Source organism: Novosphingobium sp. BF6 (assembly GCF_058273105.1).
Genome location: NZ_CM177775.1, coordinates 793,414 through 818,452, shown reverse-complemented (window position 1 = coordinate 818,452; position 25,039 = coordinate 793,414). Strand labels below are relative to the sequence as shown.

General features: G+C 62.7%; 23 protein-coding genes and 3 tRNA genes. 17 read left to right on the top strand and 9 right to left on the bottom strand.

Going from position 1 to position 25,039, the window contains the following annotated elements:
* The first annotated feature begins 146 nt into the window (after nucleotides 1-146).
* Together AC4D6D_RS04105 and AC4D6D_RS04100 are read left to right on the top strand one after the other, a co-directional pair.
* Nucleotides 147-222 (top strand) — tRNA-Thr (locus tag AC4D6D_RS04105).
* Nucleotides 223-409: 187 nt separating this feature from the next.
* The gene (locus AC4D6D_RS04100; RefSeq protein WP_491326620.1) at nucleotides 410-1,636 is read left to right on the top strand and encodes a tyrosine-type recombinase/integrase; all 1,227 of its coding nucleotides are present in this window, start codon (nucleotides 410-412) and stop codon (nucleotides 1,634-1,636) included.
* Nucleotides 1,637-2,242: 606 nt separating this feature from the next.
* Here the strand turns inward: AC4D6D_RS04100 and AC4D6D_RS04095 are convergent.
* Nucleotides 2,243-3,277, bottom strand: coding sequence for a restriction endonuclease (locus AC4D6D_RS04095; RefSeq protein ID WP_491326619.1), 1,035 nt, complete (start codon nucleotides 3,275-3,277; stop codon nucleotides 2,243-2,245).
* 226 nt (nucleotides 3,278-3,503) lie between these two features.
* Between AC4D6D_RS04095 and AC4D6D_RS04090 the strand changes: the two genes are divergently transcribed.
* The 6 genes from AC4D6D_RS04090 to AC4D6D_RS04065 all read left to right on the top strand — a co-directional run bounded on the left by AC4D6D_RS04090 (nucleotide 3,504) and on the right by AC4D6D_RS04065 (nucleotide 9,299).
* Nucleotides 3,504-4,672, top strand: a protein-coding gene (locus AC4D6D_RS04090; RefSeq protein ID WP_491327196.1) for an IS3 family transposase whose coding sequence is annotated in 2 segments (ribosomal slippage) — nucleotides 3,504-3,765 and nucleotides 3,765-4,672 — 1,170 coding nt in all. Because the reading frame shifts where the segments join, the coding sequence is not laid out codon by codon here.
* 272 nt (nucleotides 4,673-4,944) lie between these two features.
* Nucleotides 4,945-5,523: a hypothetical protein gene (locus tag AC4D6D_RS04085; protein ID WP_491326618.1), complete on the top strand. Its 579-nt coding sequence runs from the start codon at nucleotides 4,945-4,947 to the stop codon at nucleotides 5,521-5,523.
* A 109-nt stretch (nucleotides 5,524-5,632) separates the two neighbouring features.
* Entirely contained in the window at nucleotides 5,633-5,821 is a 189-nt protein-coding gene (locus AC4D6D_RS04080; RefSeq protein ID WP_491326617.1) for a helix-turn-helix domain-containing protein, read from the top strand.
* Between the two features lie 2 nt (nucleotides 5,822-5,823).
* The gene (locus AC4D6D_RS04075) at nucleotides 5,824-6,174 is read left to right on the top strand and encodes a hypothetical protein (RefSeq protein WP_491326616.1); all 351 of its coding nucleotides are present in this window, start codon (nucleotides 5,824-5,826) and stop codon (nucleotides 6,172-6,174) included.
* Nucleotides 6,171-6,806, top strand: coding sequence for a hypothetical protein (locus tag AC4D6D_RS04070; RefSeq protein ID WP_491326615.1), 636 nt, complete (start codon nucleotides 6,171-6,173; stop codon nucleotides 6,804-6,806). The genes AC4D6D_RS04075 and AC4D6D_RS04070 overlap by 4 nt, the downstream gene beginning before the upstream one ends.
* A gap of 471 nt (nucleotides 6,807-7,277) precedes the next feature.
* Nucleotides 7,278-9,299, top strand: coding sequence for a DUF2075 domain-containing protein (locus tag AC4D6D_RS04065; protein WP_491326614.1), 2,022 nt, complete (start codon nucleotides 7,278-7,280; stop codon nucleotides 9,297-9,299).
* Nucleotides 9,300-9,460: 161 nt separating this feature from the next.
* Here AC4D6D_RS04065 and AC4D6D_RS04060 read toward each other — a convergent pair whose 3' ends face one another.
* From AC4D6D_RS04060 to AC4D6D_RS04050, 3 genes are all read right to left on the bottom strand, one after another.
* A complete protein-coding gene (locus tag AC4D6D_RS04060; protein WP_491326613.1) occupies nucleotides 9,461-10,096 on the bottom strand; it encodes a glutathione S-transferase in 636 nt (211 codons plus the stop codon).
* Entirely contained in the window at nucleotides 10,086-11,084 is a 999-nt protein-coding gene (trhO, locus tag AC4D6D_RS04055) for an oxygen-dependent tRNA uridine(34) hydroxylase TrhO (protein ID WP_491326612.1), read from the bottom strand. The genes AC4D6D_RS04060 and trhO overlap by 11 nt, the downstream gene beginning before the upstream one ends.
* 148 nt (nucleotides 11,085-11,232) lie before the next feature.
* Nucleotides 11,233-13,143: a ribonucleoside-diphosphate reductase subunit alpha gene (locus AC4D6D_RS04050; RefSeq protein WP_334181962.1), complete on the bottom strand. Its 1,911-nt coding sequence runs from the start codon at nucleotides 13,141-13,143 to the stop codon at nucleotides 11,233-11,235.
* A 965-nt stretch (nucleotides 13,144-14,108) separates the two neighbouring features.
* Here AC4D6D_RS04050 and AC4D6D_RS04045 point away from each other — a divergent pair.
* From AC4D6D_RS04045 to AC4D6D_RS04035, 3 genes are read left to right on the top strand one after another with little or no spacing between them, the layout of a single operon-like run.
* Entirely contained in the window at nucleotides 14,109-14,354 is a 246-nt protein-coding gene (locus tag AC4D6D_RS04045) for a GlsB/YeaQ/YmgE family stress response membrane protein (protein ID WP_491326611.1), read from the top strand.
* Between the two features lie 51 nt (nucleotides 14,355-14,405).
* A complete protein-coding gene (locus AC4D6D_RS04040) occupies nucleotides 14,406-14,603 on the top strand; it encodes a DUF4169 family protein (RefSeq protein WP_491326610.1) in 198 nt (65 codons plus the stop codon).
* Entirely contained in the window at nucleotides 14,603-14,809 is a 207-nt protein-coding gene (locus AC4D6D_RS04035; RefSeq protein WP_491326609.1) for a hypothetical protein, read from the top strand. Before AC4D6D_RS04040 ends, AC4D6D_RS04035 begins: the two co-directional genes overlap by 1 nt.
* A gap of 16 nt (nucleotides 14,810-14,825) precedes the next feature.
* On the opposite strand, the gene AC4D6D_RS04030 is transcribed toward AC4D6D_RS04035, so the two are convergent.
* Both AC4D6D_RS04030 and AC4D6D_RS04025 read right to left on the bottom strand, forming a co-directional pair.
* Nucleotides 14,826-15,320, bottom strand: a complete 495-nt coding sequence (locus AC4D6D_RS04030) for a hypothetical protein (protein WP_491326608.1) — start codon at nucleotides 15,318-15,320, stop codon at nucleotides 14,826-14,828.
* 149 nt (nucleotides 15,321-15,469) lie between these two features.
* Nucleotides 15,470-16,486: a L,D-transpeptidase family protein gene (locus AC4D6D_RS04025; protein ID WP_491327195.1), complete on the bottom strand. Its 1,017-nt coding sequence runs from the start codon at nucleotides 16,484-16,486 to the stop codon at nucleotides 15,470-15,472.
* Nucleotides 16,487-16,663: 177 nt separating this feature from the next.
* Here AC4D6D_RS04025 and AC4D6D_RS04020 point away from each other — a divergent pair, with 177 nt between their 5' ends.
* From AC4D6D_RS04020 to AC4D6D_RS04000, 5 genes are read left to right on the top strand one after another with little or no spacing between them, the layout of a single operon-like run.
* The gene (locus AC4D6D_RS04020; RefSeq protein WP_491326607.1) at nucleotides 16,664-17,842 is read left to right on the top strand and encodes an aminotransferase class I/II-fold pyridoxal phosphate-dependent enzyme; all 1,179 of its coding nucleotides are present in this window, start codon (nucleotides 16,664-16,666) and stop codon (nucleotides 17,840-17,842) included.
* Nucleotides 17,839-18,459 (top strand): alpha/beta fold hydrolase, encoded by a 621-nt coding sequence (locus AC4D6D_RS04015; RefSeq protein ID WP_491326606.1) that lies wholly within the window; start codon nucleotides 17,839-17,841, stop codon nucleotides 18,457-18,459. Before AC4D6D_RS04020 ends, AC4D6D_RS04015 begins: the two co-directional genes overlap by 4 nt.
* Nucleotides 18,456-19,205: a methyltransferase domain-containing protein gene (locus AC4D6D_RS04010; protein ID WP_491326605.1), complete on the top strand. Its 750-nt coding sequence runs from the start codon at nucleotides 18,456-18,458 to the stop codon at nucleotides 19,203-19,205. Before AC4D6D_RS04015 ends, AC4D6D_RS04010 begins: the two co-directional genes overlap by 4 nt.
* Nucleotides 19,202-19,843 (top strand): dethiobiotin synthase, encoded by a 642-nt coding sequence (gene bioD, locus AC4D6D_RS04005; RefSeq protein WP_491326604.1) that lies wholly within the window; start codon nucleotides 19,202-19,204, stop codon nucleotides 19,841-19,843. Before AC4D6D_RS04010 ends, bioD begins: the two co-directional genes overlap by 4 nt.
* Nucleotides 19,840-21,093, top strand: a complete 1,254-nt coding sequence (locus AC4D6D_RS04000; RefSeq protein ID WP_491326603.1) for an adenosylmethionine--8-amino-7-oxononanoate transaminase — start codon at nucleotides 19,840-19,842, stop codon at nucleotides 21,091-21,093. The genes bioD and AC4D6D_RS04000 overlap by 4 nt, the downstream gene beginning before the upstream one ends.
* A gap of 206 nt (nucleotides 21,094-21,299) precedes the next feature.
* Here AC4D6D_RS04000 and AC4D6D_RS03995 read toward each other — a convergent pair whose 3' ends face one another.
* From AC4D6D_RS03995 to AC4D6D_RS03985, 3 genes are all read right to left on the bottom strand, one after another.
* Nucleotides 21,300-23,525: an O-linked N-acetylglucosamine transferase, SPINDLY family protein gene (locus AC4D6D_RS03995; RefSeq protein ID WP_491326602.1), complete on the bottom strand. Its 2,226-nt coding sequence runs from the start codon at nucleotides 23,523-23,525 to the stop codon at nucleotides 21,300-21,302.
* Nucleotides 23,526-23,654: 129 nt separating this feature from the next.
* Nucleotides 23,655-23,729, bottom strand: a tRNA-Gly gene (locus AC4D6D_RS03990).
* Between the two features lie 47 nt (nucleotides 23,730-23,776).
* Nucleotides 23,777-23,851, bottom strand: a tRNA-Gly gene (locus tag AC4D6D_RS03985).
* Nucleotides 23,852-24,135: 284 nt separating this feature from the next.
* On the opposite strand from AC4D6D_RS03985, the gene trxA reads away from it, so the two are divergent.
* Nucleotides 24,136-25,038 (top strand): thioredoxin, encoded by a 903-nt coding sequence (gene trxA / locus AC4D6D_RS03980; RefSeq protein WP_491327194.1) that lies wholly within the window; start codon nucleotides 24,136-24,138, stop codon nucleotides 25,036-25,038.
* Nucleotide 25,039 lies beyond the last annotated feature (1 nt).

Here is a 25,039-nt window from a genome sequence, read left to right as displayed (position 1 = left end):
AATCAGCTGCGCTTTGAAATCCAGAGATTCGCCAGAGAATGCCATGCCATCGAAATATGGATGAGAAAGCCCCTTGCACGCAGCCTCACTCCCCGGTAAAGGCGCCCCCTGCCTCGGAACCGGATTGTTCGGTCCGATCAAGGCAAGCCGCTTTAGCTCAGTTGGTAGAGCACATCATTCGTAATGATGGGGTCACGTGTTCGAGTCACGTAAGCGGCACCATTTCCCTGTTCACAGACGTTCGCCAACGTCCCTTGAACCCCCAGAAAATCAGCGATATTTAGATGGCAGTGTTTGCCTGCGTTCGTCCGCGTTCGCTGTCAGATACCCCCAACATGGGGTATCATTGGGGGTATCTCGTTCAGACCTCTCAATGGATACCCCCAGAACCATGAATCGGGGGATTCCAATGGCGCTTACCGATGTTGCCGTCCGAAATGCCAAGCCGCGCGAAAAAGCCTACAAGTTGGCAGACAGTGGCGGGCTGTTTCTGTTTGTAAGCCCGGCAGGCGGAAAGCTGTGGCGCCTCAAGTTTCGAGTAGCAGGAAAGGAAAAACTACTCTCGCTCGGCGACTATCCGAGAATTAGCTTGGCTGACGCGCGAAAAGCGCGTGATGATGCAAAGGCTAAATTGGCGACAGGCACAGATCCTGCCCATGAGCACAAAATGGCTAAGATTGCTGCCAAGATCAGTGCAGGAAATACCTTTCAATCGGTGGCCGAAGATTTCATTGCAGTAAAATTAGTCGCCGAAAACAAGGCCGATGCCACGATTGAAAAGGCGCGGTGGTATCTATCCCACCTCACTCCGGCCCTTGGTAGCCGTCCAATTTCAGAAATTGAGCCGGCTGAGCTGCTTGCAGTGCTGAAGGTACTAGAAAGAAAAGGCCACCGCGAAACGGCACGCCGAACTCGTGCGTTGGCCAGCCGAATTTTCCGCCATGGTGTTGCCCATACATTGTGCCGATCTGATCCAGCCGCCCTTTTAGGAGGTGCACTTGCCGCGCCCATCGTGACGCCCCGCGCGGCCATTCTAGAACCAGCGAAGCTCGGAGAGTTCCTCAGGGACCTTGACGCATATGGCGGCTCAATCACTGTAAAGATCGCAATGCTTCTGGCTCCTCACACATTCACGAGGCCCAGCGAACTGCGAAAGGGGCGCTGGGAGGAAATCGACTGGGACAATGCTGTCTGGCATGTGCCAGCCGTACGCACCAAGTTGCGTCGTCCACATAGTGTGCCGCTCTCACGGCAATCCCTGGCCTTGTTTACGGAATTACGCCGGACAACAGGGAATTTTGATCTCATGTTTCCAGGGCAGCGCTCTCATTTGAAGCCTTTCAGTGAGAATACGTTGAACCAGGCATTCCGGCGCATGGGCTGGTCAGCCGACGAAGTGACAACACACGGCCTCCGATCTACGGCGTCCACCCTTTTGAACGAGAGCGGCAAGTGGCATATGGACGCGATCGAAAGGGCGCTCGCCCACGGCCATAGCAATGCAGTTCGTGGTACATATGCGCGCGGCCAGCACTGGGATGAGCGAGTTCAAATGGCCCAATGGTGGAGTGACTATCTGGATGTCCTCCGTACTGGAGCCGAGGTCGTACCATTTCGGGATAGGGTCGCCAGATAGGGCATTTTTACTCCACGCTGCCTCAGTCGGCTGGAGTGTTCCCCCCCCCCTTAGATGACGCGAGGAGCCCGAGAAAATTGGAGAACCTTCACTTCGCATTTCTGCCAATGGGACCGCCCAGAAACGCACGTTGACGCGTTATTCTTGTTCACATTTCCGGTCAGTGGAAAAATAAAAAGTTAGTTTTTTCATATACTTGATTAAGAATCTCGGTCGGATTCTTGCGAATTGTAACAATGCTTAAAATTCGTGTACCGATCCCCGACCGTGCCACGCCATCGACGTGCGCCTGGACGGTCATTAAATGATTGTGGAACCGTAAAAATGTGGGGTTATGGCCGGCTGGCTTTTATTCCGCGCGCGGAGGTCGATGCTTCCGAGCCTTGGGTGAAATGCCGACCCTTTGCAAATAGCGACCCTTTCCGGCCGCTCCGCGCCCAAATTTCGCGTCCCACCTGCAGACCGCCCGCTAATCCGGCGGGTGTCAACCAATCTAAGTCGTTCGGGAAGCACGATCCGGATGGCTGCTTCAGCCGAAAGCGGTCAATCAAAGGTTCTCGACGAAGCGACCTGCATCGCCGGGTTGAAGGCGGGTTGCGGCTGACATCAGGTCGATCGATCGAAGCCGGACGGTGAGTCAGTCGGTGCGGTAGCGATCGGCCCGGGGATGTAGGACCGCTTTAAAGGCAAAAGCATCTGATAGCGAGGCTCGAACTGGTGATAGTGCTCGTAGATCAGTTCGATCAAGGCTGACCCGTCAATCAGCCGCAAGTTTGGTTTGGTCTGCTCAAATGTTCGCGCATCCGCCGAAAATGAGCCGAGTGTCACGAAAAGGCCCTTTTCCTCACGCTCGATCGCGCCGAACAGCTTTTGTACGTCGGGGCGTCCGATCGTCGATAGGATTTGCTTGCATTGCACCTTGATGATGGGCGGCTCGAAACCGAGTTCGTCACGGTGCGCAATGATGTCCACGCCGCCGTCCGCCGACGCCTGTGTCACGCGGGAATGGTAGCCCATGCACTTCAAAAGGTGGGCGATGAAATGCTCGAACTGATAGGGGGTCTGCGAGGTTTTCAGGCGCTTGATGATGAAATCCTCGGTCGATTCCTCAACTTGCTCGGTCACCCGTTCCGCGCTGACCTCATCAATGTCGGCGGGTTCGAAGGCCTGGCCTTCCAGCGCCGCCAAGAATTCGTCGGCGTTGGTCGCCACCTTGAATAGCGTTAGAGCTGAACCGATCTCATTCAGTGCTCCTTGGGTGAAGTCGGGACGCGGAATGTGCTTCAGCCATTTGACAGCGCGCCGATGCGGGCAATCGAACGGCGCCTGCGCCTGATAGGCATAGGGGCCATCAATCACGCCGATATTGACCATCCGGTCGGGCTTGGATGGGAAGATCACGAGATCACCGGGTTTCATCTCAGCAAGGAAGCGAAACGGCACGCCCGCCGATGTGCGAACTTTGCCCGGCCCTGCGTCAGGGTATGCGCGCTCATACGCCGCCTTAAATGCGTCGCGTGTCGGTCTGATGAGCGACAAATCTCCCATCTCGCGCCAGCCGATCGCAATGTACCCCTCTTCAATCGGAGCAAGGCCGTGATCGCGTCGCATATGAATGCCCCAGATCGTGTTCTCAGACATGCTCACTTCTCATGCTACGCACCAACTGCCTGCGCTGATAGACAAAATGCTGCGGCGTTGCCATATTGTTCAAGGAGGGCGTGCAGGGTGGACACGCGGGTAAGACGATCTGGCTGGCAAGGCGCGTGAGGTGGGGGGCTCTGGAATTGAATTATAGTGAGCTTGATCTGCCCCCTTCAGAGTGGTCCAAAATCTCTGTTATTTTGGACCATCGAGGAGTTTGGAAATGGGCAAGAGGCACAAACCGGAAGAGATCATCGGCAAGTTGCGTGAGGCGGAGATCGTGTTGGCACAGGGCGGGACGACCGCGGACGCGTGTCGGCGGATCGCAGTTACCGAGCAGACCTATTATCGTTGGCGCAAGGAATATGGGGGCCTGAAGACCGACCAGGCACGGCGCATGAAGGATCTGGAGAAGGAGAATCTGCGGCTACGGCGGGCGATCTCTGACCTGACGCTCGATAAACTGATCTTGCAGGAGGCGGCCCGGGGAAACTTCTGAGCCCTGCGCGCCGACGGCGGTGCATTGATCATGTACGCGGCACCTTGGCAGTATCCGAGCGCAGGATATGCCGGGTGCTTGGCCAGCATAGATCGACGCAGCGCAAGATGCCGCGCGGGGCGGATGACGAGGAAGCGCTGACCGCCGATATCGTGGCCTTGGCACGGCAATACGGTCGCTACGGCTATCGCCGGGTGACGGCGCTGCTGCGCGATGCGGGGTGGGCGGTGAACCGCAAGCGCGTCGAGCGTATCTGGCGGCGCGAGGGCCTGAAGGTGCCGCAGAAGCAACCCAAGCGGGGGCGGCTATGGCTGAACGATGGTTCGTGTATCCGGCAGCGCCCCGAATATCCGGGACACGTCTGGGCCTATGACTTCGTCGAGGGCCGTACCCACGATGGCCGCAAGTTCCGCATCCTGACGATTATCGATGAAGCCAGCCGCGAATGCCTCGCCCTGATCGTGGCGCGGCAACTCAAACACGAAGACGTGCTGGCGGCTCTGGCCGACCTGTTCATCGAGCGCGGTCCGCCTGCCAATATCAGGTCCGATAATGGCAGCGAATTTATCGCGACGGCAGTCCAGTCATGGCTGGGCCGGATCGGGGTGAAGACGCTCTACATCACCCCGGCGTCACCATGGGAGAACGGCTACAACGAGAGCTTCAACGGCTCGCTTCGTGACGAGTTACTCAACGGCGAGATCTTCTACAGCCTCGCCGAGGCGAAGGTGCTGATCGAAGCCTGGCGGAGACATTACAACACAATCCGTCCTCACAGCAGCCTCGGTTACCGACCGCCGGCACCAGAAACAGCTTCTCCGCCATTGCCGCCTTCCGGTTCCGCTTCGCTCCACCTCCAGGCGGCAATGGCAACGGAGGCAACAATGCACTAACAATCGCTACGGACCACTCAGTGGGGGCCGATCACGATCGATCCAAGGAGAATTGTGAGGCCTGAATATTGCGAATTGCAATGTGTGGTTCACCGCGGTGAACTGAGGGCCTGGTTACAATCAATTTCGATCGAAGCATTCGCCTCGCCTCCCCCTGCGCGCGCCCACGATAGCGGCCACCGCTTACCGCAAACGCAATATCGGACGTCCCCAAAGCACCCTACATTTCCATGACGGGAGCCTTAAGCTGGGCGAGAAACCGGATTACGTTGATGGGACAAGAATTCGTCGACGCAGACATGTTTGAGCACGATGTTGACGCAAGGGATCGCAAATATGCGGAAATTTTGATTGAATTGCTCGACGCGGCCATGAACGAAGAATTGGAATTGATAGGTCGCCGTCGCAATGCTGACGGCGAGGTTTCGGCCGACTTTGAAACGCTAGCGGCGCATGATCTGGCGAATTATCAGCGTTTCGATCCCTCTGATGAAGCACTTGGTCGGGGCCGGGGCATCGCGTGGACCATTTTAGACGAGTTCTGCGAAAGCGATTTGCTCAAACAGGATGGCTTTGAAGACGTTCAGGTGAAACGGCGGTCGCTCTTCAAGTTGTATAAGCCTGTTCCCGAACCTAGCAGTGCAGCCGCTCAAGGACTGGCCGAAATTCGGATAGCTCGCGCTCTTGAGGCAGATCCAAACTGTGAACACAAGCGCGACTATTTCATCAATGATGCACGTGCGGCGATCAAAGGGCTCTCTGGACGCGCTGCATCTCGGGCTTGGGGTGCCGTAGCGCCTCCCATCCGCAAAGAGGGTGGCCGGCCAAAGGCACGTTCACGCCGAGGTTAGAGGCGAAAACCGCCGCACCAACATATTTTGCACCCTATTTCGCCGTTCGGTTCCGCTTCAATTGGTTCTCCTCAGTTCGAATCACTTCGAACGCATCCGAGGAAATCCAATGACGAACGTGAAGAGTGAACCTGCAAAGCTTGGCTACAGCATCAGGCAAGCCGTGGAGGTTAGTAGCCTAGGCCGAACCACACTGTATGCCCTGATCAATTCCGGCCGCTTGAAGGCTGTGCGCGTTGGCGGTCGGACCATCATTCCCGCAGACGGCCTTCATCAGTTGGTGGCAGAAGGGGAATAAGCGTGAGCCAAAAAATACAAAACCCCGGCGTGCAGGCCGGGGCTTCGCGCGACTCTTCTTACCAGTGCAGGCCGCACCAACCGTCTATCTCAAGGGACAAGCAGGATCAACTTCGCGATGCCGCCGGTATTGGGCTGAAGTCACGCCGAAAGCGCAATAGCGTCTATTTCACCACCGCACGCGAGGCAGCGCTGACGCTGGCAGTGTCTCGCCCAACGCTTTCGCGTAGAGACGCCGGGTTTTGTGGCCATGTTTCCGTAACGGCCATGCCGAGCGCTCCTCAACTGCGTCGGCTGGCTACATTGCTCGACGATTATGATTTGCCGCCGCTTCGTTTGGAGGGCGCGCAATGATCGTAAGCACGCGCGATAATCGCGGCGGAGCTCGCAACAGCGCCAGCCGCGAAAGCTTTGCGCTGACCGAACATCAGGTCGGGAACATATTGGCATCGTCCGAACATGCCCTGCGCATCGGTTTACCGTTCACGCGTTTCATCACGGTCCACTGGAAGGCGGCTGGAATATCTCTGGAGGCCATGGTGATGGCGACTGGTCGTTTTCTCGACATCGTCAGCAAAGCGCTGGCACGTCATGGCACAAATACGGCGTGGGTATACGTTCACGAGAACGGCATCGAGGAGGGCTGGCATTGCCACATCCTGATGCATCTACCCGCGGCAATGGTCGAAAATGCCAGCCGGCGCCAACTGCGCTGGATCAGGTCCATCACAGGCCACCCCTATCGGTCCCGATCAATAAAAAGCCGGATCATTGGCGGCAGGTTAGGGATCGAGGTCACCAGCGAACCGCTACACCAACAAAACCTGACTGTTTTGCTCGGCTATGTAGTGAAGCAAGCTGATGAACACGCGACCCGCCGGTTTGGGCTCACGCGGGTCGTCACCCCGGGTTCCATCCTCGGTAAGCGTGCAGGCACATCGCAGAATATCGGCGTTACCGCGCGCCAAAGGTATAGGCAGGCGTGATTTCGCAACCTTGCGCCGCGTGATGATCTGGCTTCGGCTGGTTGATGTCGTGCGACGTAACCGTACGTAAAGGCTCGCGTTGTTCTACGAAGGCCATGCGTCACTCCAACGTTGACGCCCAATATCTTGTACAATAGCTTTGCGACGGTTCGGGGCCTGTCCCGAGATTGCCCAGCTTCGTCTGGGACGGCGGTATGATGGCAGCGTCTCGAACCACCTCTTTCTTAGGCCCAGTAATATCAGGGTGCTCCGTTTCGGAGTTTGCGGGAACACTGCTTGAGGCGCGCAACATCGCCATTCTGGCCCCATTGTGATCGGGCGCCGCCCAAAACGTCGATCACGTTGATACGTGCCGCTCGTAAGTCAGTGCACGGCGATCTCGCTGCGCACCGAAATATTTGCTGCATCGATATGATGCGAAAACCCTAGCGTTCCCTTGCGGTGCATTACTTCCAGCGCCAAGGGTGGGCAATGAACCGCGCGTATCTGTCCTTGCCTGTCGCAACTATTGCAACTTTCAGTGATGCCGATCTGTTCGGACGGCTGGCCGCTCGGTTGCCTTTCGCATTGGAGCCAACGCAGCGGGCAGCTTGGGAATACCAAATTCAGCACCTGCGCAAAATGGCGCAAAAACTGCCTAGGGCCCATGCCTTCATGGAATTCCTGATTCCGCGGATGGGCCGGCGGGCGGACTTGATCCTCTTGGTTGATGGCATTGTCTTTGTCATCGAATACAAGCTCGGCGCGCGCCAATATGACCGCTCCAGCCTTGACCAAGTCTATGGGTATGGGCTCGATCTCAAACACTTTCACGAGACCAGCCACGGCCGGACCATTGTTCCCATATTGGTTGCCACCCACGCGCCGGACAATCATGATCTCCCCGTTCAATGGGACGATGACGGGCTGGCTCGGCCGCTGGGCGTGAACCCTGAAGGGCTGCTTCCTGCCATCCATCATATGTGCAGAGTATATGGTGGCCCCGACTATGACGCGTTGACCTGGGAGGCAGGGCGCTATCGGCCGACGCCCACCATCGTGGAGGCGGCGCAGGCGCTCTATCGCGGCCATGCGGTTGAGGAAATATCGCGCTCTGAGGCTGGGGCAGAAAACCTTACCCACACGGCCAATTATGTCGCCAATGCGATCGAGGTGGCCAAGCGCGACCGCCGCAAAATCATTTGCTTCGTTACCGGCGTGCCTGGCTCCGGCAAGACGCTAGCCGGCCTTAATTTGGCTACGGCTCGGCAGCGCGCCCACAGCGACGAGCACGCCGTTTTCCTCTCGGGAAATGGCCCTTTGGTGGACGTCTTGCGTGAAGCGCTGTCGCTAGATGCAGTGGCAAGGGCACGTGAGGCGGGCGTTAAAACATCCAAGGTCCAGGAAGATCGCGGCGCGGCGGCGTTCATTCAAAACATCCATCATTTTCGCGATGATGCGCTCGCCTCGAGTGATGCTCCGGTGGAAAAGGTCGCCGTGTTCGATGAAGCGCAACGCGCTTGGGATGTCGAGCAGACGTCAAAGTTCATGCAGCAGAAGAAAGGGCAGATCGGCTTTTCCATGTCTGAGCCGGAGTTCCTGCTCTCCGTCATGGACCGGCACGAGGATTGGTGCGCGATCATCTGCTTGGTCGGCGGCGGCCAGGAGATCAACACTGGGGAAGCAGGCATCGAGGAATGGCTTCGTGCGCTGCAGCGCAGTTTCCCGCATTGGCAGGCGCATATCCCAGAGAGCTTGGCTCACGATTGCCGGCTGGCTGACGAGGTATCGGCGCCGGCGCTGCATCTCGCTACGTCGTTGCGCTCATTTCGTGCGGAACGCCTGTCTGATTTTGTGGGTCATGTGATTGCAGGCGATGCCCCAGCCGCTCGTCAGGTTAAACGCGAACTCACCAATTTCCCACTCTACATCACGCGCGACTTAGACCAGGCGCGGCGTTGGTTGCGCTCCAAACGACGTGGCGCTGAGCGAACGGGCTTGCTCGCTTCGTCCAATGCTGCGCGCCTCAAGCCGCATGGTGTGTTCGTGAAGGCAAAGATTGAGCCGGCCAAATGGTTCTTGGCTCCCGGCGACGATGTACGATCTTCTGACGCGCTAGAAGACGCAGCAACCGAATTCGACGTGCAGGGCCTGGAACTGGATTGGACATGCGTGTGCTGGGACGCCAATTATCGGCGCGTCGGAGAAGTATGGCAGCCATTGCAGTTCAAGGGCACGCGCTGGCAGACGGTCAACGACGAAGCCCGTAAGGCCTATGTCGCTAATGCTTATCGCGTCCTACTTACCCGTGGCCGCCAAGGGATGGTCGTGTTTGTTCCTGAAGGTTCGCACGAAGACGCAACGCGAGAGCCAGCCGCATACGCCGGGATCTACGATTTTCTAATTGAATGTGGATTCGACCCTCTAGGGAATGAGCCAGCATCCATGAACGAGCAGCGCGCTCAGCTTCAGCCGGCTTTGCTGACGCCCCCTGTCGAAGTGGTCGAGATGTGAACTGTGGCGGCAATCCTCTTCAAACCGATACACCATCAGATCGTTTGGGGGTACAAATGGGGGTATTCTTAATTGTGCGTTCGAAAAAAATGGCTGACAATTGCGGAAAATCACGCAACATAAGAGTCCCGTAAGCGCACCATTCCTCACATTCTTGAGTTTCAGCCCGCGCTGGCGAAGCTTACCGGATCGTCTCCAGGGTGCCATGTTCGCGCACGGAGCATGGCGTTTGTGAACAACCTCGACTCCAGATGATCGCGTAACCAGATTTGCAGGTGAGCAAGCGGTTGTGCCGCGAACCAGTCGGGATCGGTGGCGGCGAACTGGCGGACGAAAGGCATGATCGCCATATCGGTTATTCCGCGTGTCGTGCCGCAAAGCTGGGGACTTTTCCCAAGGCGCGCATCGAGTTCGTTTAGAAAAGCGAGACCGTTCTCTCGGTGCGCGAGGGCATCGCTACCGTGGCGTTCGGGGTATTTGTAGCGATCGAGGTCGCGCTTGAACGGGCCGTCGTTGGCCGCGATCAGGGCTGACTCGTCGCGCGAAAGCCAGCCTTCGGGATCGTCGCGTTCCAATGCCCAGCGCATGATGTCGAGGCTCTGGTCTATCACGGTGCCATTCGGCAGCACCAGAACCGGCACCGTTCCCTTGGGCGAGGCTTCCAGCATCGCCGCCGGCTTGGCCGAAAGCTTCACTTCGCGCAGTTCGCAACTCGTACCGCTTACCAGCAGCGCCAGCCGCGCCCGCATCGCGTAAGGGCAGCGGCGGAAGCTGTAGAGGATGGGATCAATCGGCATCGGTATCGGCGGCATTCTCCGGCCTGCGCGCTGCACCGACATGGAGTTCTCCGCGTGCCGCCGCGAGCGCTTCCTGGCGGTGGCGTTCGCGATAGGAGGCGCGCTGCTCGTCGCTGCGCTCGTGGTGGCAGGCCGGGCAACTGACACCTTCCTCGTAGAGCGGCGAGGCCTGATCCTCGGCGTTCACGGGGCGGCGACAGGCGTGGCACAGCGCATGGCTGCCCTGCACCAGGCCGTGGCCGATGGTGACGCGCTGGTCGAACACGAAGCACTCGCCCTGCCACAGGCTCTCTTCCTCAGGCACCGTTTCCAGGTACTTGAGGATGCCGCCCTTGAGGTGGAAGACTTCCTCCACGCCTTCCTGCTTGAGGAACGCGGTGGACTTCTCGCAGCGAATGCCGCCGGTGCAGAACATCGCGACTTTCGGCGGCTTTCCACCTTCGCGCCCGGCCGCCAGCAGCTTCTCGCGCTCGGTGCGGAACCACTCGGGGAAGTCGCGGAATGTCGCGGTTTGCGGGTCGATGGCGCCCGCAAACGTGCCGACCGCCACTTCGTAGTCGTTGCGGGTGTCGATCACGATCGTGTCGGGATCGGAGATCAGCGCGTTCCAGTCCTGCGGCTCGACATACGTGCCGACCACCGAGAGCGGATCGATATCGGGCTGCCCCATCGTCACGATTTCGCGCTTGAGGCGGACTTTCATGCGGTGGAACGGCATCTCCTCCGCGCCCGAAAGCTTCACGTCCACGTCCGCACAGCCGGGCAGCGCCCGCACATGGGCGAGCAGGCGCGAGATGCCTTCGTGGCTGCCGGCGACCGTGCCGTTGATGCCCTCGGCCGCGAGCAGCAAGGTGCCCTTGATGCCCTCCTCCTCGCAGAGCGCCAGAAGCGGCGCGCGCAGTGCGGCGAAATCCGCGAAGCGGGTGAACTGATAGAGCGCCGCGACACATATCGGAGCACGGCCGACGCTATCGCCGGAAGGGGTCATGGGAGCACAGCCATTCTGCATGGCGCGGCCCTTAGCGCGAAATCGCGGAAAAATGAATGGCGCGCAGGCAAGAAGAAACCCCGGCAAGCTCGGCTCACCGGGGTTTCTCTAAAATCGTCCGTGCAATCAGATCACTGGCAGGCGCCGATCATTGGCAAGCAAGGCACTCGTCGTAGTCGGTCGTCTCGCCGATCTCGAACTTCGGCGCTTCGGGCGTGTTGTCCGCCTCGACGCCGCCGCCACCCGCGAAGCCCGCGCGCTGCACCGACTTCGAGCGCAAGTAGTAGAGCGACTTGATGCCCTTCTCCCAGGCCTGGAAGTGCAGCATCATCAGGTCCCACTTGTCGACGTCGGCAGGGATGAACAGGTTCAGCGACTGCGCCTGGTCGATATAGGGCGTGCGATCGGCGGCGAATTCGAGCAGCCAGCGCTGGTCGATCTCGAAGCTGGTCTTGTAGACCGCCTTCTCGTCCGGCGTCAGGAAGTCGAGGTGCTGGACCGAACCGCCGTGCTCCAGGATCGAATTCCACACGTTGTTGGAATCCTTGCTCTTCGAGGCAAGCAGCTTCTCCAGATAGGGGTTCTTCACCACGAAGCTGCCCGAGAGCGTCTTGTGGGTATAGATGTTCGCCGGGATCGGCTCGATGCAGGCCGACGTGCCGCCGCAGATGATCGAGATCGACGCGGTGGGCGCGATCGCCATCTTGCAGCTGAAGCGCTGCATCACGCCCATGTCGGCCGCATCCGGGCAGGCACCGCGTTCCTGCGCGAGCATGAGCGAAGCCTCGTCGGCCTTGGCGGCGATGTGCTGGAACATCTGCATGTTCAGCGCCTTGGCCATCGCGCTCTCGAAGGCGATGCCGCGCTTCTGGAGGTACGAGTGATAACCCATGACGCCCATGCCGACCGAACGCTCGCGCGCGGCGGAATAGCGGGCGCGGGCCATCTCGTCCGGCGCACGGTCGATGTAGTCCTGGAGGACGTTGTCGAGGAAGCGCAGCACGTCTTCGACGAAGCGCTTCTCGCCCTTCCACTCTTCCCAGGTTTCCAGGTTGAGCGAGGAGAGGCAGCATACCGCGGTACGGTCGTTACCAAGGTGGTCGCGGCCGGTCGGCAGGGTGATTTCCGAGCAAAGGTTCGAGGTCGATACCTTGAGGCCGAGATCGCGATGATGCTTGGGCATCGTGCGGTTCACGGTGTCGGAGAACACCAGGTAAGGCTCACCGGTGGCGAGGCGGACCTCGACCAGCTTCTGGAACAGCGAGCGGGCGTGGACGGTGCCGCGCACCGATCCGTCCTTGGGGCTCTTGAGGTCGAAGTCCTTGCCGTCGCGGACGGCTTCCATGAACTCGTCGGTCAGCAGCACGCCGTGGTGCAGGTTGAGCGCCTTGCGGTTGAAGTCGCCCGAAGTCTTGCGAATTTCGAGGAACTCCTCGATCTCGGGGTGCGAGACGTCGAGGTAGCAGGCCGCCGAACCGCGACGCAGCGAACCCTGCGAGATCGCGAGAGTCAGCGAATCCATCACGCGCACGAAGGGAATGATGCCGCTGGTCTTGCCGTTGAGGCCGACCGGCTCGCCGATGCCGCGCACGTTGCCCCAGTAGGTGCCGATGCCGCCGCCGCGCGAGGCGAGCCAGACGTTCTCGTTCCAGGTGGAGACGATGCCTTCGAGGCTGTCGTCCACCGAGTTCAGGTAGCACGAGATGGGAAGACCGCGCCCGGTGCCGCCGTTCGAGAGAACGGGAGTGGCAGGCATGAACCAAAGCTTCGAGATGTAGTCGTAGAGACGCTGGGCGTGCTCCTGGTCGTCCGCATAGGCATCGGCCACGCGGGCGAAGAGGTCCTGGTACTTCTCGCCGGGCAGCAGGTAGCGATCGTCGAGCGTTTCCTTGCCGAAATCGGTCAGCAGCGCGTCACGCGAATCGTCGGTGACGATGGTGAAGCGGCGCGCATTGATCGTCTTCGAATCGGGACGCGCCTTCGCTTCGGGCGCGGCAGTAACGGCCGCCAGCATGGCGTCGGCCACAAGAGCGGCCGTAGCGGTATCGGTCTTGTCCATCGCGATCGCCGGGCTCTCACCCGCCTCCTTTTCCTTTTTCGCCGCTGCCTTCTTCACGGGTTTGGCTTTTTCGGTGACCTTTTCAGGCGTAACCGTTTCAACCGTGGCCGGAGCCCGCGGCGAAGTCTCGAAACCGGGCATTTCAACCTGCCCATCATCCTGAATCATATCTGCCTGCATAGTGTCGGAGCTGTTCACGTCAGCGTCGCTTCCGTTCCTGAAATCCAATTTCGCCCCCGCTTGCTCAAAATCCGCTCAAAGCCACCCGTTCATCAGGACCCGTTTCCGGGTCCTGTCATCGAAGCGCCAGAAAGCGCGTTCAGCATTGCCCCAGGTCCGGCCCCATCCATTTCCGAGCCTGTCCCGATTCGTCGCTCGACGCACCGCGGACGGCTGAAAACAGATCACGAAATTCCTGACCGACCCTGGCGCGCGCTGCTCGCAAAAGGCTCCGGACACCGGAAAACCGCCTTTCGGGACCCCTGACGGCCCAAGGACGAATTCTCTAGGTCTAGATGCCCCGCGATCGACGCGCCACAACCCATAGTGCCTGTTCTGGAAATTGACGCAAGGGGGCAGGCACCATGGAAGCGCCCGGCAGGTCTTGCCCCTTTACAGGCGAAGCGGCTCGCGACGCGCGGGAACTCCGTCATCCGGCTCTCGCGCAAGAGGCTATTTCGAGACCCCGGCGAAAAATTTTTCCACATAAAACGGCGGTGAGACGAATCTCGTTTGCGACGAAACGAGTGGCCGGATTTGGCGACATTTCCCCTCTGTCGAGACACTTGAACGGCTTTGCCTCCGTTCTCGGGAAGCGATGCCCGCCCAGGCGAATCCCGCCGCGCTTCCCGTCGAGCACGATACCCCTTCCGACGAGATCCGATTGCAACCCGCGCCCCGCTCGCGACTTTAGGACGCGCAGCTTCAGGCAGACTTTCGGCCAAAACTAGGGATTTCGACGAGATATGATCAATATCATCAGCGCCATCATCAGCGGCCTCATCATTGGCGCCCTGGCGCGCTTCTTCTATCCCGGCGCGGTCGAGATGGGATGGATCGCGACGATCCTGCTCGGCATCGGCGGTTCACTGGTGGCCGGTCTCGTCACCACGCGCGGACAGGCGGACTTCCAGCGCGCCGGGTGCTTGGCCTCGATCATCGGCGCCATCGTACTGATCTTCATCGGGCGCCTTCTCGGCATCGGCATGTAACGGATCGCCGCGCCCTTCCCCTCGCCGGGCGCTAGCGGTAACAGGGCCGTCATGGCCGAGATCATCAACCTCCGCATGGCCCGCAAGGCCAAAGCGCGCGACGCCGACAAGCATCGGGCGGACGCCAACCGCGCGCGCCATGGTCGCACCAAGGCCGAGCGCGGCGCCGCCGAGGCCGAAGCCGTGCGCCTTACCCGCACGGTCGAGGGTGCCAGACGCCAGCGCCCCGAAGCGGAAAGCACGGACTGATGCGCACCACCTACCTCAACGCCACCGTGCGCCTCTACCACCTCGATTCCGGACCCGAGGGCGGCGCGGCCAGCACCCTGTTCTACGGCTCGCTGTCGGAAGCGATGGATATGGCCGCCCGTCAGCCCGAAGAGGTGCAGGACGGCCTGTTCATCGCCACCGACAACGATGTGGTGGCCTATCTCGATCTCCTCGAAGGCTGGTAGCCCTCGGCCTTCACGCTCAGAACCGGGCCTGGAGACCCGCAGCCAGATAGTGGTCCCCGAAATTGCCCTTCACGTCGATCCGGGGCAGCAGCGGCATCGACACGGTGCCGTAGGCCCGCACATCGCCACCGATCAGGCGCGCACCGATGCCGAAGCCCAGCGCGGTCGGCAGGCGGTACATCGCCTCGACCTTGCCGAAGATCTTGGTTCCCGAGTTGTCGCACTTGCCGTCCGAGACGCGGTCGCCGCTGGACTTGCTGAAGCACTGCGAGTCCTGGTTGACGTAGCCGGGGTGGTCGCGGTGATGGAAGAACACGCCCGCGCCCGGCGTGATGCTGAAGCCGCCGTCCGAGATCACCGGCACCCCCACCGCAAGCTCGCCGCCCCAGTCTCCCTCCGCCCGCGCCACATTGGCCTCGGCCGTCACTTGCGCAGCGGCCGGTGCAGCAGCGGCACAGAGAGCAGCAGGAACGGCAACGAGCGCAAGGGCAGTCGAGGGGCGGAATTTCATGGCAGGTCCTTGATATAAGAAAGCGGATTTTGCCTTGCGAGGCCTAGGATTCCCGCAGGGTAGAGCGCAAGCCGGGCGGATTCGATCCGTCCCGGCCCAGGCTCTGTCCATCCCGCCACCCTTGGCGCGGCGTTAACCAGACCGGCGGATCAGGCCTGAAACACGACCTTGGTGCCCGCCGAAACCATATGCGCCAGCCGCGCCGCGTCCCAATTGGTCAGGCGCACGCAGCCGTGACTTTCGGTCTTGCCGATATTCTGCGGCTCGGGCGTGCCGTGGATGCCGTAGTGCGCCTTGGAAAGATCGAGCCAGACCACGCCGACCGGACCGTTCGGCCCCGGCGGCAGGAGCTTGTCCTTCGCGTTCTTCTTCGCATCCCAGAACAGGTCGGGGTTGAAGTGATAGTCCGGATTGCGCGCTTCACCGACGATCTTCCAGGTGCCGAGCGGCAGCGGATCGTGCCCGCTACCGGTGGTGACAGGGAACTGCGCGATCAGCTTGCCCGCCGCATCGTAGGCCCGGAGGGCGCCGTCCGACTTGTCGACGACGATATGATCGGCCTTGGGCTGATCGGCCGAAACGCCAAGGCTCTGCAGCGTCTTCGCCCAGCCGGTCTTGTCGTCGGCAAGCTGCGCGAGCGGGGTATCGGCAATGTCCGGCACGCGGATCTCGCGCCCGGCGCCGAGCACCGTCCCCGAACCGTTGAGCGCCAGCAGGACGTCCGGCGTCGTGTGAAACCGCTCTGCCAGTGCCTCGGACAAACGGCGATAGCCGAGATGGTCGAACTTCGCCTGCCCGGCCATATCCTTGGGCAAGTCGGGTACAAAAGGACCGCGCGCGAAAGCGACTGGAATAACGACGCGGCGTGTGCCCGGCTCGTTGCCCAGCGCCTGCTGCGTTGCCGGATCGAGCCTGCCGCTCACCGGCAGGCCCCGCGCCTCCTGGAAACCACGCAGCGCCAGTTCGTAGGAAGCCCCCTCGCGCCCGTCGATCACGCCGGACGAGAAGCCCAGCCGATCCAGCGCGACTTGCGTATGCAGCACGGGATTGTCGGCCTGTCCGGCATTCCCATCCTTGGAGGCAGACACGAAAGCAAAAGGATCGGCGGGTTTCGCAGCCCCCTGCCCGCCCCCGGAATTTTCACTCGAATGACAGGCAGACAACATGAGCACGGCGGCAAGAGAGAGCGGCAGGGATCGCATCAGGCGGGCATCCTTCGGTTTTTCCTTTGCCGTTCCAACGCACGAAGGCGGTCGCGGCTTCACCTCCCGTCGCGAAATCGACGCCCTCTTCGGCCCACCGGCCATTGTGCCGGACGCCCGCTTGCCATACCGGCAGGGGCGATGAGCAGGCTCGATTCCTTCTTCGCAGCGGCGCTGGACCGGATCGATCGCGCCGGACAACGCCGCACCTTGCGCCCCGCCGCACTCGAAAAGGGCGGCCGTGTTCGCCGCGACGGACACGAACTGATCGATTTCTCCAGCAACGACTATCTCGGCCTCGCCCGCCACCCGCTGCTGATCGAGCGCGCCCGCGCCTGGACGGAAGCCCACGGCACCGGCTCAGGCGCTTCGCGGCTGGTGACGGGGACCAGCGCCGCGCATCTCGCGATCGAGACCCGTATCGCCCGATTCAAACATGCCGAAGCCGCGCTGGTCTTCGCCAGCGGCTGGCAGGCCAATGCCGCGGTGATCCCCGCCCTGCTCGCCGCCGTGCCCAACTCGGCTTCGCAGGGCGCGGCAGTCTTCACCGATCGGCTGATCCACGCCTCGATGCACGCCGGCCTCGCGATCTCCGGCACCCGCCAACACCGCTTTCGCCACAACGACCTCGATCATCTGGAAGACCTGCTGGCAAGCAAGGGCGCGGATGCCCCCGCGCGCCTGATCCTGACCGAAAGCGTGTTCTCGATGGACGGCGACCGCGCCGACATCGCCCGACTGGCCGAGATCGCCGCCCGCCACGACGCCTTCCTGTTCGTGGACGAAGCCCATGCAACCGGCGTGCTCGGCCCCGGCGGCGCGGGCCTCTCGGCGGAAGTGCCCGGCGGGATCGACCTCGTCATGGGCACCTTCAGCAAGGCGCTGGGCGGCTTCGGCGCTTATGTCGCCGGGTCGCAGGTCATGATCGATTACCTCGTCAACGCGGCGAGCGGCTTCATCTTCACCACCGCCCCGCCGCCCGCGGTGCTGGGCGCCATCGACGCCGCGCTCGATCTCGTGCCGGGCATGGACTCGGAGCGCGCTCATCTAGCCGCACTGGGCCAGCGGCTGCGCTCCGGTCTCGCCGCACTCGGCATCGATCACGGTGCATCCAGCACGCAGATCGTCCCCGCCGTGATCGGCGCGGAAGCCGCCGCCCTCGACCTCTCCCGCAAGCTGGAGGAACGCGGACTGCTCGCTTCCGCGATCCGCCCGCCCACGGTGCCGCCCGGCACCAGCCGCCTGCGCCTGGCGCTGCGCGCGACCCATGCGGCGAGCGATATCGATGCCCTGCTGAACGCGATCGAGGCCTGCCGGTGAGGCTGCTCTTCGCCCATGGCTGGGGCTTCGACCGCTCATTCTGGACGCCGCTGGCCGATCTCCTGCCCGACCTGCCGCTGGAAATCGACGATCGCGGCTACTTCGGCAGCCCCGAGGCCGTCGCGATGGACGGTCCCTGCCTTGCCGTGACTCATTCCTTCGGCACCATGCGCCTGCTCGCTGCCCCACCCAGGAGTCTCGTCGGCATTCTCGCGATCAACGGTTTCGAGCGCTTTTCGGCATCCGCAGACTATCCCGGCGTCCCAATCCGCGTGCTCGACCGCATGCTGCGGCGCTTCGGCGAAAACCCGCGCGCCGTGCTTGCGGATTTCCGTCGCCAATGTGGCGCAGAAGCAGCGTTCGGCGAAATCGACGCCGCCCTGTTGCACGGCGACCTCGTGCGCCTGCGCGACGAGGAAGCCTCCCTGCCCGCCGTCCCCATCGTCTCGCTTCAAAGCGCGCGCGACCCGCTGCTGCCCGAAGCGATGCGCGCGCAAGCCTTCCGGAACGCCGCCGTGCGCCGGATCGAGTGCGAGACGGGCGGACACCTCCTCCCGCTCGAAGCACCCGAATTCTGCGCACAGGCGGTGCGCGACATGATCGAGGCCCTGGCATGAACGCACCCCGCGAGCGCATCAGCCGCGCCTTTGCCGCCGCGCCCGACTACGACGGCCATGCCCGCATCCAGCGCGAGGTCGCACAGACGCTCGCTGCCCGGATCGTCGCGCTCGACCTGCCGCGCACCCCGCGCGTGCTGGAGATCGGCTGCGGCACCGGCTTTCTCACGCAGGCGCTTGCGCCGCTTGGTGGCGACTGGCTCGTCACCGATCTCTCGCCCGAAATGCTGGAGCGCTGCCGCGACCGATTGGGCGATAGCGAGCAGCACCGCTTTGCCGTGCTCGACGGCGAATACGGCATGCCGGAAGGTGGCCCGTTCGACCTGATCTGCTCCAGCCTCGCCGTGCAATGGTTCGACGATACCCCGGCCGCCCTCGCACGCATGGCAAGCTGGCTGGCGCCGGGCGGACACCTGATGGTCACGACACTCGGCCCCGGCAGCTTCGCCGAATGGCGCGCCGGGCATGAGGCGGAAGGGCTGGAACCGGGAACGCCCCGCTTCGCGAGCATCGCCGCTTTCGGCGATCTCGTCCACGCGGTGGAGTACCCCGTCGAGCATCACGCCGATCCGCTGGCCTTCCTCCACGCCCTAAAGGCCATCGGCGCCCAGACCGCCGAGGCCGGACACCGCCCCCTTTCCCCCGGCCAGCTTCGCCGCGTCATGGCACGTTTCGCCCAAAGCGGATGCAACGTGACTTACGAAGTCGTGACCTGCCACCTACACCGAGAACAGAGCTTTTCATGAGACCGCTTATCGTCACCGGAACCGATACCGAGATCGGCAAGACCGTCTTCGCCGCCGCACTCGCAGGCGCATTGGTCGCGCGTTACTGGAAGCCGGTGCAGGCGGGCCTCGAGGAAGACGGCGGCGACGGCGACCGCGTGGCGCGCCTTTCCGGCCTGCCCGCCGACCACATCCTGCCCGAGGCCTATCGGCTCGCCACCCCCTGCTCGCCGCACCTCGCTGCCGAGATCGACGGAGTGGAAATCGATCCCGAGCGCCTCGCCCTGCCGCAAGTGAACGGCCCGCTGGTGGTCGAGGGTGCTGGCGGCGTAATGGTCCCGCTCACCCGCACCACGACCTATGCCGACCAGTTCGCACGGTGGAACGCCCCGGTCGTGCTGGTGGCGCGCACGATGCTCGGCACGATCAACCATTCGCTGCTATCGATCGAGGCGCTGCGCTCGCGCGGCGTCGAGGTGCTGGGCGTGGCCTTCGTCGGCGATCCGGTGGAGGACAGCGAGGCGACGATCTGCGCGATGGGCCAGGTCCGCCGCCTCGGCCGCCTGCCCCGCCTCGCCTCACTGAAGCCGGAAACGCTGGCCGAGGCCTTCGCCGAAAACTTCCGCATCGAGGACTTCAGGGGGGATTTCACGCAATGACATCATCGGTCTGGCACCCCTTCACGCAGCACGGCCTGCAGGAGCCGGTCCCACTCGTCACCCATGCCGAGGGCGCGCTGCTCCACACGGCTGACGGCAAGGCGGTGGTGGACGCGGTGTCCTCGTGGTGGGTGACGACCCACGGCCACTCCCACCCGCGCATCAAGGCGGCCATTGCCGAACAGGCGCAGAATCTCGACCAGATCATCTTCGCCGGATGGACCCACGAACCCGCCGAGCAAGTCGCCGCAGGCCTGCGCGCGATCATGCCGGAAAGCCTGACGCGGGTGTTCTTCTCCGATTCGGGTTCGACCAGCGTGGAAGTCGCGCTGAAGATGGCGCTCGGCTACTGGCACTGGCGCGGCGAGAACCGCCACCGCATCGTCGTGATGGAAAACTCCTACCACGGCGACACCATCGGCGCGATGTCGGTGGGCGAACGCGGCGTGTTCAACCAGCCCTACGAACCGCTGCTGTTCGACGTGGGCCGCATCCCCTTCCCCGCCGCCGGAGCCGAACAGGCCACACTGGACGCACTAAAAGCGCTTTGCCGCCAGCCGGACACCGCCGCGCTGATCGTTGAGCCGCTGATTCTCGGCGCGGGCGGCATGCTGGTCTATTCGCCCGAAACACTCGCGGCGATGCAGGCGATCTGCGCCCGCCACGGCGTGCTGTTCATCGCCGACGAAGTGATGACTGCCTGGGGCCGCACCGGCACCCTCCTCGCCTGCGAACAGGCGGGCGTGGTCCCGGATATCCTCTGCCTCTCCAAGGGCCTGACCGGCGGCGCCGTCCCCCTCGCCGTCACGATGGCCAGCGAAGCGATCTTCGAAGCGCACTACTCCACCGACCGCGCGCGGATGTTCTTCCACTCCTCCAGCTACACCGCGAACCCGATCGCCTGCGCAGCCGCCGCCGCCAACCTGGCGATCTGGCGCGAGGAACCGGTGCTGGAGCGTATCGCCGCACTGGCCGGAAAACAGGCGACGTGGATCGAGAAGCTCGGCCAGTTCTGCCACTTCGACAATCCCCGCACGATCGGCACCATCGCCGCGCTCGACCTCAGGACCTCGGGCACCAGCGGCTACATGAGCGACCTCGCACCGCGCCTGATGGCGTTCTTCCGCGAGCGGGACGTGCTGCTGCGACCGCTGGGGAACACGGTCTATGTCATGCCGCCCTACTGCATTTCCGACGATCAGCTTGGGCAGGTTTGGGAGGCTATCGGAGAAGCGGTGATTTCGTTTTAAGAACGATTTTAAGAATAAGGGAAGAGCAGGGGTCAAAACCCCTGCACCCCATTACTGTCGAGGTCAGGTGCGAATTATCCGTCGTGCGCCCATGGCTGCGTCGGGAGACATATTGGCTGCGCCGCAAGGAGCGCACTACGGATAGGCGGTGCGCGAGGTAGACATTTCGAGGGTCTGGGGGATCATCCCCCAGGACTTCCTCTTTTCTATTCTATCTCGAAATGATCCGGCAAAAGCCCGGCCAACCGCCGCCGCTGCATCTCCGTAAACGCCGCCTCCACCCGCCGCGCATAGTCGGCAGTGCGGAACAGCGGCGAAGTCAACCGATTGACGGCGAGACGTTCGCGAAGATCGCGCAGCCCGCGCGGATCGTGGGCCAGCTCAAGTGCGGTCGCTTCGTAGGAGGCCCGGTCCGGCACTGCCAGTTCCGGCAGTCCCACCGCGTGGACGAGGCTCGCCGCCACCCGTGCGGCGAACTGGCGCCCCGGCATCGTCAGCACCGGCAATCCGGCCCAGAGTGCGTCGCTGGCGGTCGTATGCGCATTCACGGCAAAGGTATCGAGGAACAGGTCCGCCAGCATAAGGCGCCCGAGATGCTCGCCGTGCGGAACGCCGGGGGAGAACACCAGCCTCGCCGGATCGACGCCCCGCGCAGCCGCTTCGCGCCGCAGGTTTTCCTCCGCCCAGCGGTTCGAGCGCAGAAGCCAGAGTGTGCTGCCTTCGACCCGATTTAGCAGCCGCATCCAGATATCGAACGCCTCGGGGTCGATCTTGTAGGTGTGGTTGAAGCAGCAGAATACGAAGCCGCGCTCTGGCAGGCCCCGGCCCTTGCGACCGCGCGTGTCGGGTATGATTGCGCGGCGGTCGTCGTTGGCTTGGTAGCAATGGGGCAGTCGGACGATCTTTTCGGTGAACCAGCCCTCGCCGCCCGGTGGCAAGGCCAGGGCGTCGGCGATGAAGTAGTCCATGCAGGCGTGGCCGACGGTGCCGGGGTAGCCCATGTAGCTCACCTGCACGGGCGCGAGCCTTCGTCCGAACATCGCGGTGCGGGTGCCGCGCGTATAGCCCTTGAGGTCGACGGCGATGTCGAGGCCGTCCGCTCTGGCCTGAGCGACGGCTTCGGCATCGGTCATGTGGCCGATCTCGGTGAAGGCATCGGCATGGCTGCGCAGCCCCACCCGCGAGGCATCGCCATCGCAGCGCGGGCCGTAACTGTAGAAACGGATATCGAAGCGGGTGCGGTCGTGTTCGCGGAACAGGCCGCTCATCAGGTACATCGTCGCGTGGTCGTGGAAGTCGGCCGAGAAATAGCCGATGCGGATGCGTCCATCGGCGGATGGCGCCGGATCGGGAAGGGTTTGCGGCGGGGGGCCGAACTTCACGGCCGCGCAGGCCAGCGAGCGGCGATACTGGTGCGCCGGATCGTCCACGAACGGCAGCGCCGCGAAGGGCTGGACGGCGGCAGCGGCGGGGCCATCCGTCCATGTGAACTCGGCGCGGTGGCTCCAGTCGCAGATATGCGCTTCCTCGAACAGCGCCTGTAGCAATGCCGAACGGTCCTCCGGATCGAGCGCATAGGCCTTGCGGAAAGCAGCGATAGCCTCGGGAAGTTCACCCTTGAGCACGAGCGCCTTGCCGCGATTGACGATGGCTTGGGTATTGCGCGGATCGGCCTCCAGCGCCTGAGCGTAGGCGGCCAGCGCGTCATCCAGCCGGTCCAGCAGCAGGAGTTCGCCGCCCAGATTGTTCCAGGCGAGCGCATGATCCGGTTTCAGCGCCAGAGCACGGCGATAGGCCGCAACCGCGTCCAGCCGCGCACCGCGCTTGGCCAGCAGGTTGCCGAGGTTGTAATGCGCCTCGGTATAACCGGGATCGAGAGCGACGGTTTGCGCGAAGCCTTCTTCCGCTTCGGCATGGCGTTCCTTAACGTCCAGCAGGTTTGCGAGATTGAACCACGCGTCGGCATAGCCGGGATGGCGGGCGATCACCTCGCGATAGATATCCTCTGCTTCGGCGAATCGATTCTGGCGGCGCAGCGCGATAGCCAGATTGTTGCGGCAGGCTGCTGCGCCGGGATCGGCTTCGACGGCCCGGCGGAAGGCGGCCTCGGCGGCGGGAAACGCGCCCAGTGCGAGGAAGGCGGCGCCTTGCAGGTTGTGGACGGTGAAGCTCTGCGGAAACCCGGCGGCCAGCTTCTCGCCCTCGCGTGCGGCCTCGGCCATGCGGCCTGCGCGGTAGGCGGAAATCATCGCCTCCAACTGCGCCGGGGCGGGATCGGCCTGCGCACCGTCGAGCGTCTCCAGCGCCGCGCGCGCCCGGCCGTTGCGGGGAAAGCGGGTCAATGCCTCATGATAGAGCGCCCGCGCCGCAGCGGTCTCGCCGCGCCGGGCTGCGCCTCTGGCCTTGATCAGCAGCGCTTCCAACCCGCTCACGTTCCCTCCACGGCATGCCGGGGCCGGAGTAGGCGAACGAGGTTCACGCCGCATCTACGCGCGAATCAGGGAATTCGCTTAGCGCGAATTTCAGCCTGTGAAGATGTCTGGATTTCCACGAAAGGAAACTGGAGCGGGCGAAGGGATTCGAACCCTCGACCCCAACCTTGGCAAGGTTGTGCTCTACCCCTGAGCTACGCCCGCTCTGGCGTTTCGGAGACTTCCGGCGGACCGGAAATCCCTATGTGAACTGGAGCGGGCGAAGGGATTCGAACCCTCGACCCCAACCTTGGCAAGGTTGTGCTCTACCCCTGAGCTACGCCCGCTCTGACGTTCGAGACCTGCTGGAGTAACCGGCAGGTCCGGGGTGGAGGCGCGCCACTAGCAGTGCCTTTTGGGGCCTGCAAGAGGAAAATCGAAAGAATTTTCAAAATCCCGTAATATCGCGATTTTCGGGGTTAGCGGTGCCACGCGGGTCGCACTGCCCCTCTCGGCGCCCGCCAACCTAAACCGACAACGACCCTTCACAAATCCTTCCCGAAGGACGATCTAGGGTGCCATTCGCTTTTTCACGCCATTCGTTTTTACGGGAGCACGTATCTTGGCCAGCATGGGTCTCAACCTCGACGAACAGAAGGCGGTCGACCGGTTCCGCAAGACGGTGGCCGAACCGTCGATGACGCAGTTGGTGATCCTCGATTTCTGGGCCGAATGGTGCGGCCCCTGCAAGGCGCTGACGCCGGTGCTGGAAAAGGTGGCCGCAGAATATGCCGACAAGGGCGTGGTCCTCGCCAAGGTCAATGTCGATGAAGAGCAGTTCATCGCGTCGCAGTTCCAGGTGCGCTCGATCCCGACGGTCTATGCGATCTTCCAGGGGCAGCCGGTGGCGGACCTGACCAGTGCCCGTACCGAATCGCAGCTGAAGCAGACTCTGGACCAGCTGCTGTCGCAGCTTCCGGTCCAGCCGGGCGGCGCCGAGCCGCAGCAGGACCTCGCCCCGCTGATCGCCATGGGCGAGGAAGCCCTGTCCGAAGGCGACGGCGAGCGCGCCACCGCAGTCTTCATGCAGATCCTCGAACTGGCGCCGGAGAACGCCGAAGTCGTTGCCGGATTCGTGCGCGCGCTGGTGCTGGCCGGACGCATCGAGGAAGCCGAGCAGGTGCTGGCCAGCCTCGAACCGGCGCTTGCCGCCGATCTGCTGGTAGAACGCGCCCGTTCGGCGCTGACGCTCGCCAAGGACAAGCCCGAGGACAGCGAACTCGCCGCCCTGCGCGCCGCCGCCGCCGAGCGTCCGGCCGACATGGACGCCCAGCTCGCTTTCGCCAATGCCGCATTCGCCGCCGGTGAGCGCGATGCCGCCGCCGACACGCTGCTGCGCATGGTAGCGGCCGACCGCGAATGGAACGAGGGCGCCGCGCGCGCCAAGCTGCTCCAGATCTTCGAGGCGACGGGCTTGGAGGATCCGTGGGTCTCGGCGACCCGCCGCAAGCTCTCCACCGTCCTGTTCGGCTGAC

Coding starts and splice junctions, on each gene's coding strand:
- AC4D6D_RS04040 (WP_491326610.1), top strand. CDS start 14,406: ATGGCCGAGATCATCAACCTCCGCATGGCCCGCAAGGCCAAAGCGCGC.
- AC4D6D_RS04065 (WP_491326614.1), top strand. CDS start 7,278: ATGAACCGCGCGTATCTGTCCTTGCCTGTCGCAACTATTGCAACTTTC.
- AC4D6D_RS04045 (WP_491326611.1), top strand. CDS start 14,109: ATGATCAATATCATCAGCGCCATCATCAGCGGCCTCATCATTGGCGCC.
- AC4D6D_RS04035 (WP_491326609.1), top strand. CDS start 14,603: ATGCGCACCACCTACCTCAACGCCACCGTGCGCCTCTACCACCTCGAT.
- trxA (WP_491327194.1), top strand. CDS start 24,136: ATGGGTCTCAACCTCGACGAACAGAAGGCGGTCGACCGGTTCCGCAAG.
- trhO (WP_491326612.1), bottom strand. CDS start 11,084: ATGACCCCTTCCGGCGATAGCGTCGGCCGTGCTCCGATATGTGTCGCG.
- AC4D6D_RS04030 (WP_491326608.1), bottom strand. CDS start 15,320: ATGAAATTCCGCCCCTCGACTGCCCTTGCGCTCGTTGCCGTTCCTGCT.
- AC4D6D_RS04050 (WP_334181962.1), bottom strand. CDS start 13,143: ATGGACAAGACCGATACCGCTACGGCCGCTCTTGTGGCCGACGCCATG.
- AC4D6D_RS04095 (WP_491326619.1), bottom strand. CDS start 3,277: ATGTCTGAGAACACGATCTGGGGCATTCATATGCGACGCGATCACGGC.
- AC4D6D_RS04025 (WP_491327195.1), bottom strand. CDS start 16,486: ATGTTGTCTGCCTGTCATTCGAGTGAAAATTCCGGGGGCGGGCAGGGG.
- AC4D6D_RS04010 (WP_491326605.1), top strand. CDS start 18,456: ATGAACGCACCCCGCGAGCGCATCAGCCGCGCCTTTGCCGCCGCGCCC.
- AC4D6D_RS04000 (WP_491326603.1), top strand. CDS start 19,840: ATGACATCATCGGTCTGGCACCCCTTCACGCAGCACGGCCTGCAGGAG.
- AC4D6D_RS04070 (WP_491326615.1), top strand. CDS start 6,171: ATGATCGTAAGCACGCGCGATAATCGCGGCGGAGCTCGCAACAGCGCC.
- bioD (WP_491326604.1), top strand. CDS start 19,202: ATGAGACCGCTTATCGTCACCGGAACCGATACCGAGATCGGCAAGACC.
- AC4D6D_RS04100 (WP_491326620.1), top strand. CDS start 410: ATGGCGCTTACCGATGTTGCCGTCCGAAATGCCAAGCCGCGCGAAAAA.
- AC4D6D_RS04020 (WP_491326607.1), top strand. CDS start 16,664: ATGAGCAGGCTCGATTCCTTCTTCGCAGCGGCGCTGGACCGGATCGAT.
- AC4D6D_RS04080 (WP_491326617.1), top strand. CDS start 5,633: ATGACGAACGTGAAGAGTGAACCTGCAAAGCTTGGCTACAGCATCAGG.
- AC4D6D_RS04060 (WP_491326613.1), bottom strand. CDS start 10,096: ATGCCGATTGATCCCATCCTCTACAGCTTCCGCCGCTGCCCTTACGCG.
- AC4D6D_RS04085 (WP_491326618.1), top strand. CDS start 4,945: ATGGGACAAGAATTCGTCGACGCAGACATGTTTGAGCACGATGTTGAC.